Genomic DNA, 12,494 nt, shown 5'->3' with positions numbered 1-12,494 from the left:
CCAAAGAATTCGGCAATGTGAAAATCACGGTATTATCCTAGATTTTGGGAGTAATTATCCGTTTCTGAGGGTGGAAGGGGTGATTCCGGTATGCGTTTTGAAAAAATAACTGAAATAATCGGGAGAGGTAAAACCCAGCTCAAAACTGATTTCCTTAATGGTCTTGCTCGAAAATTTAAGGGCATGCCTGGATCGCATCAGCAATTGCTCGATGATGATACTTTTGGAACCCACGTTCAACACATCCTTCACACATTCATTCAAATATTTGGGGGATATGTTGAGCAAATCGGCATATTCGGCCACTTCATGATATTCAACCACATGCTTGTCCACCAACGTTTTAAAATTGTAGACCACATTGGTCTTGGAATCGGAATTGGAAGCCACGGATTTGATATTGCACTGCCCATCGCAGTACACAAAAAATGTATTCAGCAAAGACAGGATGGCATCGTCTTTATGATTTAAAGGAGAGCCCAAAAGCTCATCGATCATCTCCAAAATGGCCTGAGTTCTTTTCTCTATCCCCGGACTCAGCTTAAACAATGGAATTTCACCAGCATTAAAGATCCTAACCTGATTGATATGCAAATTGCTCAATAAGGGATGGTTCAAGACCTCATTGTCCAGATATAAAATGTAACCACAGGAAGTGGAACCGTCCTTCTTTTTGATTTTCCATGTTGTTTTGGGGTCAAGGAAGAAAATGGAGTTGGATACATTTTTGTACTTCACATGGTTGATTTCTATCCATTTCACTTCATTTTTGATCCAACAGACGGCATAATGGTCTTGCTTTTCTTTTAAAGTGTTTTCGTGGATGATTTGTGTGATGTGGACTGAATCTGGCTTCATTTTTCAATTTTAGCGAAGTTGGCATATGCAATTGCCTAACTTTTACATCTGACTATGCATTTTCAATATCGAAAAAAAGAAGGAGTTAACAAAACCAACACCTTATCTATTAAACCAATACGTCATCTTTAGGGTCAACGACCACACTTTTCCTTCAAGCGGGGACAATTGTTCGTTGCTGTTGAATACCAAGAACAGGTCGGATGCCGGAGTATATCGCCACTGAAACCGTGAATTGAGGCTAAAGTTTCGGCTCTGCTCGTTGTACTGGAATAGGTTGGACCAGAACAATTTGTTGGTAAAAGTGATATCGGCCTCCGAACCTACCAGCCAAAAATCGGTGGTATACCATGGACTCGGCAAATCCAAATTGTTATAGCTCAACGTGGCCGCCAAACTTACATACGGCTGAAAACGATACCCCAATTGTGCGTTCAAGTTGGTGCGATATCCACTGGAAAAATAGCGTCCCAATCGACTCGCGACCGTATAGGTAAAAAGGCTTTTCGGTTTTGAAGTGTATTCCATATACACCCCGTTCCAATGGTGCCGTGACCCAGTAGCCAACTCTGGTTGATCCGTATTGGTAGGGTCGAAGGGAGCCAAAAGTTCCACATATTCGTTAAAGAAATCGAGGCTAAAGGCACTTCGGTTTATAAAGTTCACTTGGTAACCCAAAATGCTCACATAATCCGTGGAATGCATACTAGGGTCAAAAAAGTATTGTCCGGTGAAAGTAGGGCCATGACTGACCACTGTTTCACTTGCTGGCAGGAATAAATAACCGGCCGAGCCATTGAACTTGATGTAATTGTTACGAGGCACATATCCTACTTCCGAAACATAGTTTTTGGAGATGTACTCTTGCTGCACTCGCCAGTTCCATTGTCTGCTGCTGTAGGCCAAATGAGCTCCTTGGGCAAAACCGTTTTCCGTTGATTCCGGACCAAACGATTTGAGCATGAACATTTTTCCGGTGTACTTATTGTCGCTGGATGCCAAGTTGTATTCCAAGCCAAGGTTTCGGTTGAACTTTTTATAAGTGGTCTTCAAACTATCGGCCAAGGCATCATAATCCATGGATTCCTTATTGACGAACATTAGGCCGATGTTTGACCGCGAAAATACCTTTTGTTGCAAGGACAACACGGCAAAATTCTGACTGGGCAATCCGGTCTCGTCCACTTTTTCCGTCTGCATGTCCATAAGGCCCAACCGAAGGTTCCTGTTGAGGTTGCCACTAACGCGAGCCCCCGCAATGATCGGTACACCCAAACCAATTCGACGAGAAAAGAACGGTCGGATGGTTTCGTACCCGAAACTGGAGAATAGGTCGGCATTTTCAAGGAAAAACTGCCTTCTTTCAGGAAAAAAGAGCTCAAAACGGGTCAAGTTGGCCACCTGTCGGTCCACATCTACCTGTGAAAAATCTGGGTTGATGGTCAGGTCCAGGTTCAAGGAAGAGGAAAGTCCCAACTTCACATCCCCTCCCACTTTAAAGTCATTATCATAAGTAATGCCGTCAATACTGGAGTCGCCAACCGTACCCAAAACATAGGGAATCAGGGAATAGTTGAGCCCTTGGTCGGGGGGTGGATTGTCCCAAATCATATTACCGGTGAATGCCAAAGAAGCTGTTGGAAATTGCCTCGGAATAGGCGTCCAGCTCGATTTTTCGTTGGTGCTGATATCCAAACGGGAAAAGTTGATGCTCCATTCCTTCACGCCTTTTTCGTAGCGGATGGATTTAAAGGGAATGGCCATTTCCACTACCCATTTATCTTCATAATTCTGCACTTCAGAAACCCATTTGCTGTCCCAGTTCAGGTCTACACTACCACCGTTGGACATGGTGCCGTCCCATTGTGCGCCATAAGCATTGGCCCCAAAACTGAATCCTGTGGTCTGGTTGTTGAAGGGATCCATGAACAACAGAAAGTTATCGTTCCCCCCAAAACTGAAGTCCCTTCGCAGCGATTCTACCACATAGGTATTCCCGGGAGTTTTGAAGAAGGTGGCCAAGAGGTACAGGTGTTTATCGTCATAGGCCATTTTCACTTCCGAAGGTTGCGTTGCCTTGCGATCGTCCATGGGCAATACCATGAAAAAATCGTTGGCGGGTTCTGCCGTTTGCCAGGTGGCTTCATCACCCTTACCATCTATAGTAAAGGTTTCCTCGGTTTTTTTAATGTGGATGTTAAAATCTGCGTTTTTCTTTTGGGCAGAAGAGTAGACACCAAAAAGTAGCAAGGCCAATAGGAATGCAGGGGATTTCAAGTATGGGTTGGTCATTTTTAGTTTGTGTGCTAAAAATAAGAAATTACCCGGTTTTATAATGATAAATCAAAAAGAGTGTAATTTTTCTGGTATTGGATTGAGGGATTTGTAAAAACTGATTTTGAAAAGTTATTGGGGATAGCTTGTATTATTTTTCTTTTTTGTCCAAGAACTTTTCGATCGTTGGTACAACAAGCTCACTTTCCTTGAAACCCGGTTTTATTGTTGTGATTTCACCAATATATTCTCCATGACCACCCGGAATTATTGCCAATTCTGAGTTCGCGATTTGTCTGTGAAGTTCAATGGCATGTTCCAGTATAATGATGTCTTTATCACCAATAATAATTAAAGCAGGTACTTTTATGGATTTTAACTGCTCATCTGGAATGTCTTTAAAGCTTACCATTCGTTTAGCATCCCTATCGTGCATGACCTGTAAGCCGGTTGAATCAGGAGACACCCTTTTGTAGGCAGTTTTAAGTTGTTCGGGCATATTTTCCAATTTCGCCTGTTCCATAAATCCCCAAAACCATTCTGGAACCCCATTTCGTTTGGCAAGTGCTGAACCCAAAACCATTTTTTTGACAATTTCGGGATGTCTAATGGCGATTTGTAATGTTGTAGTTCCGCCATTGCTAAAACCAAAAATGTCCGCCTTTTCTATATTTAGGTTTTTGAGAAGTGCTGCAACATCATCTGCATCTTGTTCAAATGACAAGTCTGCGTTTCTATCACTTGTACGTCCGTGGGCTTGTAGCTCAACAGCGATTATTTTTCTGTTTTTTGCAAGCAAGGGAATGATTTTTTCAAAGTTTGATTGAATGGTAGAGCCGCCACCATGAACAAGGACAAGTGGTTCGCCTTGACCGTAAATTTCGTAATACATGCTCAGGCCATTTACTGGGGAATATCCACTTTCAAAAGTCATTTTTTCTTCTATTTCTGTAACCATTATATCCGTTTCTGCTTTGTTTTCGTTACAGGATATCATTGTGAAAAGTGTCAAACAGAGAAAAGAGGCTATTCTGTTCATATCCGAACGTTTAGGGAAAGTTAGCAATTCCGAATCAAAGATAAACTATTCACATTCCGGTTATTGGCCCGATTGAAATCGTAATAACCATTTAAAAAGCTCGGGATTTTTATAGGTTTTGGTCCAAGCATCGTGTGATTTTTTGTTAGGCGATATGAAAACATAGCTATCGGTTAAAAAATCAACCTCTTTTGAAGATTTTGCTTTCTTAAAATTATAGCCAAACCGTGACTCCAAATTGTCGATGATTTCAATTGAAGATTGAACGGGTACCACATCATCGCCTATATTATGTATGGCTAAAACAGGTAAGTTCCGCAATTCTTCATAATCGGATATCCCGTCAGGTCTGCCACAAATAGGAACGATTGCGGCAAAAACCCCCGGCATTCTACTTGCCAATCCCCAGGTGCCATGGCCACCTCTGCTTAAACCCGTCAAATATATTCTGGAGCGATTGATATTACTTTTTTCAGACACCTCTTCCAAAATGGTTTTTACGGCATCCACATTATCGTAGTATTGCCCTTCGCGTAAATGGGGCATGATAATGATGAAAGTATCTGCAATTAACATAGAATACTCCGAATTCAGGTTTTTGACCTTCTTCACATTTTTAGGTAGAGCCCAATTAAATATGCTGGAAACTTCTTTTCCCACAGATCCGCTCCCTTGCAAAAAAATGATGACGGGACAGGAATTGGTTGTGTCCATACATGAATTTGGAATGTATAGGTTGTACCCGTCAATTGTTGAATCATCAAAAGACCTCTCCAAAGTATAAAACGTTCCAAAAGCACCTGTTTCCTGAATATCCAATTGGCCAGATGAAGTTGATGACGAAGCAATACAGAAAAGAAAAACGAGAAATTTTATATGTTCCGACCTACGTTTCATAAGGAGGCCAATGTTGGAGTGAAAGGCTCAACAAAAATGGTGATTAAAAATCCCATAAAAGCTTCACCCATGGGGGAAAGCCAAAAATAATCAGCAAAGAAAAGAATCGAGAAAACAACCACCACAGGGATAAGGTCAACCAAGACGGCCTTTTTGTATTTGACCAAATCAAATAAAAACAACATTACTACAGGGAATATCTGAAAACCTTTGTTGAAAACTTGGCTGTCTTGCATATTAAAATCGAAAGAGATCCGAAATATTGCGGCACTCATGAGCATCACCATGCATCCCAACATCAATCTTTTATGATAAAATCCTTTTTTTCTGTAAATGAAGGCAAATGCAAAAAGGCAGTAACCAGAAGCTAATCTAAAAACATTATGGCCGGCTGCATCCAGAGTTGTTGTTCCAGCATAAACTTTATAAATGGAGGGATAAATGCCAGTTGGAACCATGGCGATCATGACGCAAAGGCCAAAAATTCCCAGTGTACGATGTAATTTGAAATTTTTAGACCTGATCAAGAAAACCTGAACCGCATAAAGCAGATTCCAAATAGAGAATACGATGCCGTGTACAATCAAATGTATGGGTAAGGGCCCTGAATTTTCAAAAAGATTGGAAAGGTAAAAGGAAGGAGCAAATCCCCAGAAAACGGTCAATAGAAACCATATGGCAGTTCCTATAAAAAATTGATTTTCAGAGGGTACTCTCATTTTTGTGGTGAATAATAATGCCGATACAGGAAGATAGTCCTTACGGGCCAAAAAATTCACCAAGTTTGTATAAATGGTTCAGTATTAAGGGTAAAGTCACAATTTCCCCATATCCTGGAACAAGGTCCATTGGTTGGGATCTAACAGTACGGAATCAGGTTTTTCTTTGATATTGATTTCAAAGCTTTTAGACCGTTCCTTCATTTCTATGGTTTCCACTGTGGTCTGCCCATTCTTGATCAAGCCGATTTCCAAAGGAAATTGAAATACATGGTGCTCCTGCATTTGCTCCAAATGAAGAATGACCTTCCCTTTTTTGTATTCCCAATTCCATTTTAATTGCGGGTGCCCTTTGGTGAACAACCATTGCTGGAAGAAGGTTTCAAGGTCTTTGCCTGATACCTCTTCCATTACATGGCGGAAATCATCGGTAAGGGCATTGCTGTTTTGGTAGGTGGCATAATACTTTTGGATGCCATCCCAAAAGGTGTGGTTGCCCAGTTTATGACGGAGCATGTTCAACACCCAGCCTCCTTTTTGGTACGTATTGGTGCTCAAAACTTTCATCGGATCTTGGATGGTAAGATCCACGATCGGGGACGGATTTTTGAGGTAGTATTCAAAGATTTCTTTTTTGTCAATGGCCAATTCCTCCTTTCTTCGCTCATCGCCATACACGCTTTCCAAATATAGAATGCAGAAATAGGTGGCAAACCCTTCACTGAGCCAAACATGGTTCCAGCTTTTTTCGGTGGCCGAATTCCCGAACCATTGGTGGGCAATCTCATGGGCGATCAAGGGTTCCACAGTTTTGTTCCCGGTCACCGAATTTTCAAAATAGGCGATGGTGCCTGCATTTTCGAGTCCGCCCCATTGGGTTTTGGCCTGCATATTGGCCAATTTGGCATACGAATAGGGGCCGATGTGATTGATAAAATATTCCAGAACGTCCTTGGCCACAGTATAATCGCCAAAGCCTTCCAATCGGTTTTGTGGGTATACCCATGCAGAAACCTCAATGTTGTCCACTTCACCAACAACCTTTGATGCAAATTCGGTCACCCCGATAGTCATCACCTTGGTGGCCACAGGAGCAGGTTCTTGGTAGATGGTGAGTTTGTAGCCGTTCTCCAGATTGCTCTCTTCCTGTTTTTTACCGGTCGCCACCACATCGTAATGGTCGGGGGCGGTGATTCGGAATTCCACAGTTGCCTTGTCATATGGATGGTCCACGGAGGGAAGCCAGTGGCGCGCCAAATTGGGCCAGTTGTCCCCGAAAAAGGAACGCTTTCCAAATTTGGTCGTGGCAATGACGAGGCCCCGCTCGGGAATGCCCTGATATTTTACAGTATAGGTTTGTGTCGTTCCTGCTGAGCTAGCTGGAATGATGTTGATCTTGTTATCGGCATAGAAATAATTGGCAGGTGCTGCTCCTTCCAAAACTTCGGTGACTTCCATCCCAAATTCCCCCGATTTTTGAATGAGGTCCAAGGAAAAAGGAACAGCTCCGGATTTAAATGAAACCGTAATCTCAGCCTCACCCGTTATTGCATTGCTTTCATCGTTCAGGCTGAGTCCGAAAACATAGTTTTGGATATCTACCGCTTCGTTTTTGGGATAAAGATCTTGGGCATTTCCTAAAAGGGAAAACAAGGCAAAAGCCAGTAGGGAGGTCAGAATTTTTTGTTGCATCACTATACCACTTGAGTTAATGGTTCAAGATACAATTTTGGGACAGAGCTTTTGTAATTTTTGTGGGGAACTATAAGACGGGGGTGACAATGGTACTTGTCAGATTGGCTAAACTGCGTTTTTATGAAATCTAGTTCTTGTTAGAGATTTTATATTTTAAAAAATCAAATAGGCATATCAATTTTCGATAGTGAGTTCCATACTTGGCATCAACAAGTTTATCCAAATTTGATTTAAGGAAGGAATACAAATCACTTAAGTCTATTTTGGAAGGCTCTAGAAGTGGTGTATATACTAAAATATGTAAAAATCCACAATCTTCACGCAACTCTTTAAATGTTGAATACTTTTCATTTACCTCTTCTTTTTTTGCTTTATAAGTTGCTTGAGGTTCAAAGGTTTCAAAATTTATTCTATTGATTTTCTCAATGAATGCCGGAGTGAATTCCTTTACTGAACTATCCGATTCGATTTGATTTTCATCATTTAAATATCCTGCTTTTCGTAAATATTTGAAAGGAGGGAAATATTTGTTTGTAAGTGTTGGTAACAGAAGTCTTGATATTTTATCTGAATCCCACTTATTATCAAGAATAATATCACGAAAATGATCTCGACTGGTAATCCCGACTATGCCAACTTCTGAAAACTTATCCTTCAGTCCAACTCCATAAACAAACTCAACATCCTTGCCATCCTCTAAATCGTCTAAATTATCCGAGACATAAACTTTTGATTTTGGATTAGATGTTTTAACAAACTCGTATATCATTCCTTTCATTTGTCTCAAAACCTTTATAGGAAGTCTTTTTTTGTTATTCGCTAATACTGTGAAGACATCAGAATACTTACTTAAGGTTATTAATTTTATTGGAATTATGGTATCTGTAATAAAAAGAGTGCTATCTGAGATTTGAGTTTCTACATTTTCTTTCCATTGACAAAAGATTAATCTGTCTTTGAGTTTTTCAATTTTATCCTTGGTAAGACATTTTATAATTGACTTAAGTATTTCCTGAACATTAGAATCATCCAGACTGTAGCCCATAAAAATAACTGGGTGCTCAACAAATATGGTCAGAAGTTTAGCTGCTAGATATGCATTTCTATTGTGAAATTCTAAATAATCAGCATCAGTTAAAGTAAGTGATTCAGGATTGGATACACATCCATGGATTTTATATAGTTCACCTACTGAATAAGTTTCTGAAAAAATTAGTTCCTCTTGGCCCACGTATCTTGTAAATTCAGGAAAAATAGATTCTAATAAAAGATCCCAGTTGGTAGTTATGATGCCATCAATATTAATTTTTTTAAATAAATTAAGCTCGCTGTTCAATTCAGCAGAGGTATTTTTCTCTTTGTTTTCAAGATATTTACAAATTTCAAATTTCAGTGGCGAATCAGATTTTTTGGCCTTTTTGGAGTAAGCAAGCCTACTTTCTGCATATTTTGAGTTTGTCCACCATATCGAATTAAATTCTTCGGCCATTAATGAAGCTACTTTCGGAAGATCATTATTAGAATTTGAAACATAATATTCGAAAGGTTTTGTTAGGCCAATTTCCTTTGACATTTTTTCCAAAAGAGAATACCAAGTTTCTGCATGGATGTACCTTCTCGACATTCCTGAGCCCACAAATATGAATGGGGATGTTGTAAATTTGGCTAAATGTTTTTCAAAGTCTTCATTAAACATAGGGTTCGATTATGGTTGTCAACGATAAAGCTAAAGGTGGTTTTAATTACATAATAGCGATGGATGCTGAAACAAGTTTTGAAGTTAGCACTTTTTACAAACTCAATGCTTTCTCCATTTTGGCTTTAATCTGCTCCAAACACAGATTCCCCAAACTGCCTTCATGGGTATGTTCAATGTCCTTTTTGGGTTTAAAATTGCCATTTTCAATGGCCTTGCCCATGGTTTTATAGGCATCCCGGAATGGCATTCCGCTTTTTACGAGTTCGTTCAAGGTGTCCACACTGAAGAGGTAATCGTATTTGGGGTCGTCCAAAATCTTGGGGTTCACCTTGATTTCCTTCAAACTAAAGGTCATCAGTTCCAAACAGGCCTGCATGTCCTGCAAAGCGGGTACGATCACTTCTTTTACCAATTGAAGGTCACGGTGATAGCCACTAGGCAAATTGTTGGTGATCAAGGTCAATTGGTTGGGCACTGCTTGAATCCGGTTGCACTTGGCACGGATCAACTCGAACACATCGGGATTCTTCTTGTGCGGCATGATGCTGCTGCCCGTCGTGAGTTCGTTCGGGAACGAAATAAAATCAAAGTTCTGGCTCATGTACAGGCAAATGTCCATTGCCATTTTGGATAGGGTGGCAGCCACGCTGGAAATGCCAAAAGCAGCAGCTTTTTCCACTTTTCCGCGTCCCATTTGGGCAGCCACCACGTTGTATTTTAAGGTTTCAAAACCCATTTCAGATGTGGTAAATGTTCTGTCGATAGGAAAGGAACTTCCATATCCAGCAGCACTTCCCAACGGGTTTTGGTCCGCGATTTTATGGGCGGCCTGTACAAAGTACAGATCATCGATCAAGCTTTCGGCATAGGCAGAAAACCAAAGTCCAAATGAGGAGGGCATGGCAATCTGTAGGTGGGTATAGCCTGGTAAAAGTACATTCTGGTGTTTTTCGGCAAGCTTCATTAAAAGGTCGAACAGGGTTTTTACCTGCTCCCTGATTTCGGTAAGCTCTTCCTTCAGATACAATTGCATGGCTATCAAAACCTGGTCGTTCCTAGATCGGGCCGAGTGGATTTTTTTACCGGTATCGCCCAATTTTTCGGTCAGGATGAATTCTATTTTGGAATGCATGTCCTCAAAATCGTTCTCAATGGTGAAATTCCCCTTTTCGATATCCTTACCAATTTCACCCAATGCCTTGACCAAATCATTGGCTTCCTCTTCGGTGATCAACCCAACCTTGCCCAGCATTTTGGCATGGGCTGTGGAGGCGATCACATCGTATTTGGCGAGTACCAGATCTAGTTCGCGGTCGTTGCCCACGGTAAAATGGTCTATTTTTTTATCGGTGCTAAAACCTTTGTCCCAGAGTTTCATAATTTCCGTTTTGTCATTCCCGTGAAAAGGGGAATCTTATAATTTCGATATCTATTACCCTTCGACTACGCTCAGGGCCCAATTTTGTTTATTGTAAAAATCCTGAAAGGATTTTGATATACAGGTCGATTCCTTCCTCAATCTCATCCACATAAATGAATTCATTGGCAGAGTGGGAACGTGTGCTGTCGCCAGGTCCCAGTTTTACCGATTGGCAACTCAATGCCGCCTGATCGGACAACGTAGGAGAACCATAGGTTTTTCTATCCAACGCCAGACCGCTTTTTACCAAGGCATGGTTGGGATCAATGCAGGATGAATTCAAGCGTAACGAGCGGGGTGTCATTTTGCAAGGGGCCTCTCGTTGCAACCTATCCGAAATTTCCTGATTGGTATAACAGTCGTTCACCCGAACATCTACCACCAGATCCACTTGTGCGGGCACCACATTATGTTGTTTTCCAGCATTGATCTGGGTAACGGTCATTTTCACTTCACCCAAGGCTTCGGAAATCTTTTCAAATTTGTAATCCTTGAACCATTGCAATACAGGTATGGTATTGTAAATGGAATTGTTGTCGTTGGGATGCGCGGCATGTGAAGGCGTGCCTTCTACCACGGCATCAAAGACCACAAGACCTTTTTCAGCAATGGCAAGGTCCATCAAAGTGGGTTCGCCCACCACGGCCACATCAATTTTTGGTAGGATGGGTAACAGGCCGCGTAAACTTTTATCGCCTGCATCTTCTTCCTCTGCAGTTGCCGCCATTATGATGTTGTGGCTCAACCCTTCTTTGTCGTAAAAATGAACGAAAGTAGCCAGAAGAGAAACCAAACATCCACCTGCATCATTGCTGCCCAAACCGTACAACTTACCATCTTCAACATGAGGATGAAAAGGATCCTTGGTGTAGGCGCTGTTCGGTTTTACCGTATCGTGGTGCGAGTTGAGCAATAGGGTAGGTTTGCTTTCATCAAAATACTTGTTGAAAGCATAGATGTTGTGGTATTGGCGTTCCGATTTTATGCCAAAACCCTGTAAGAATGCTTCAATGGCATCCCCGGTTTTGTCCTCTTCACCAGAAAAGGATGGGATGGAAATGAGCTCTTTCAGCAGTGCTATGGCTTTTTGGGTCAATATGTCTTGGGAAATCGTCATAAAGTCAGGGTCGTATATTCCACATTGCTCTGATCGAGCATTTCACTGTTCCCCACACAAACTTTCGCTACATGGTTGCGCAAAGCGTAGAAGCAATTGTGCAATTTGGGGAGCATTCCATCGGCAATGATCCCATAGGCCAAAAGCTCATCATAGGTCTTGGAATCGATGTGTTTGATCACCGAATTTTCATCCTCCACATCCTGTAAAACCCCTTTCTTCTCAAAACAGTAATACAGGGTGGTTTCGAATTGTTCGGACATGGCAATTGCTAGTTCGGCGGCAATCGTATCGGCATTGGTGTTGAGCAATTGTCCTCTTCCGTCATGTGTTAAAGCGCAGAAAATAGGAGTAAATCCGGCTTGTAGCAATTTGAAAATGGCATAGGCATTCACCTTGTCCACATCGCCCACTAAGCCAAAATCCACTTTTTTAATGGGTCTTTTGTGTGCATGGATCGTGTTGGCATCGGCACCGCTCATGCCTATGGCATCGGTTCCCAAGGCCTGCAGTTTGGCCACGATGTTTTTGCTCACCAAGCCCCCATAAACCATTACGGCAATATCAAGGGTTTCAGGATCGGTAATCCTTCTTCCATTCACCATTTGGCTTTCAATGCCCAATTTGTTGCCCAGCTCGGTTGCTTTTTTACCACCGCCGTGCACCAAAATTTTATTCCCTTCCATTTTGGAAAATAGGCCTAGGACATGTTCAAACCCTTTTGGGTCTTCAATGAGGTTGCCCCCTATTTTTATTACGGATAGTTTTTGCTTCAT

At 41.5% G+C, this 12,494-nt stretch carries 10 protein-coding genes; all 10 read right to left on the bottom strand.

Annotation, left to right across the window (positions count from 1 at the left end; translation table 11 throughout):
* Positions 1 to 54 precede the first annotated feature (54 nt).
* On the bottom strand, positions 55 to 858 hold the full coding sequence (locus tag LKX84_RS06165; RefSeq protein WP_228236261.1) for a helix-turn-helix domain-containing protein: 804 nt from the start codon (positions 856 to 858) through the stop codon (positions 55 to 57).
* Positions 859 to 960: 102 nt separating this feature from the next.
* Entirely contained in the window at positions 961 to 3,150 is a 2,190-nt protein-coding gene (locus tag LKX84_RS06160) for a DUF5916 domain-containing protein (protein ID WP_228236260.1), read from the bottom strand.
* 133 nt (positions 3,151 to 3,283) lie between these two features.
* On the bottom strand, positions 3,284 to 4,171 hold the full coding sequence (locus LKX84_RS06155; protein WP_228236259.1) for an alpha/beta fold hydrolase: 888 nt from the start codon (positions 4,169 to 4,171) through the stop codon (positions 3,284 to 3,286).
* Between the two features lie 60 nt (positions 4,172 to 4,231).
* A complete protein-coding gene (locus tag LKX84_RS06150; protein WP_228236258.1) occupies positions 4,232 to 5,068 on the bottom strand; it encodes a hypothetical protein in 837 nt (278 codons plus the stop codon).
* Positions 5,065 to 5,787, bottom strand: coding sequence for a hypothetical protein (locus tag LKX84_RS06145; RefSeq protein WP_228236257.1), 723 nt, complete (start codon positions 5,785 to 5,787; stop codon positions 5,065 to 5,067). Before LKX84_RS06145 ends, LKX84_RS06150 begins: the two co-directional genes overlap by 4 nt.
* Positions 5,788 to 5,883: 96 nt before the next feature.
* The gene (locus LKX84_RS06140) at positions 5,884 to 7,479 is read right to left on the bottom strand and encodes a M1 family metallopeptidase (RefSeq protein WP_228236256.1); all 1,596 of its coding nucleotides are present in this window, start codon (positions 7,477 to 7,479) and stop codon (positions 5,884 to 5,886) included.
* A gap of 130 nt (positions 7,480 to 7,609) precedes the next feature.
* Entirely contained in the window at positions 7,610 to 9,178 is a 1,569-nt protein-coding gene (locus LKX84_RS06135) for an SIR2 family protein (RefSeq protein ID WP_228236255.1), read from the bottom strand.
* Positions 9,179 to 9,272: 94 nt separating this feature from the next.
* Positions 9,273 to 10,559: an argininosuccinate lyase gene (argH, locus tag LKX84_RS06130; RefSeq protein ID WP_228236254.1), complete on the bottom strand. Its 1,287-nt coding sequence runs from the start codon at positions 10,557 to 10,559 to the stop codon at positions 9,273 to 9,275.
* Between the two features lie 88 nt (positions 10,560 to 10,647).
* Positions 10,648 to 11,718: a M20 family metallo-hydrolase gene (locus LKX84_RS06125; protein WP_228236253.1), complete on the bottom strand. Its 1,071-nt coding sequence runs from the start codon at positions 11,716 to 11,718 to the stop codon at positions 10,648 to 10,650.
* A complete protein-coding gene (gene argB, locus LKX84_RS06120; RefSeq protein ID WP_228236252.1) occupies positions 11,715 to 12,494 on the bottom strand; it encodes an acetylglutamate kinase in 780 nt (259 codons plus the stop codon). Before argB ends, LKX84_RS06125 begins: the two co-directional genes overlap by 4 nt.

This window comes from Allomuricauda sp. M10, from assembly GCF_020782875.1.
Taxonomy (GTDB): domain Bacteria; phylum Bacteroidota; class Bacteroidia; order Flavobacteriales; family Flavobacteriaceae; genus Flagellimonas.
This window is presented reverse-complemented; position numbering and strand designations above follow the sequence as displayed.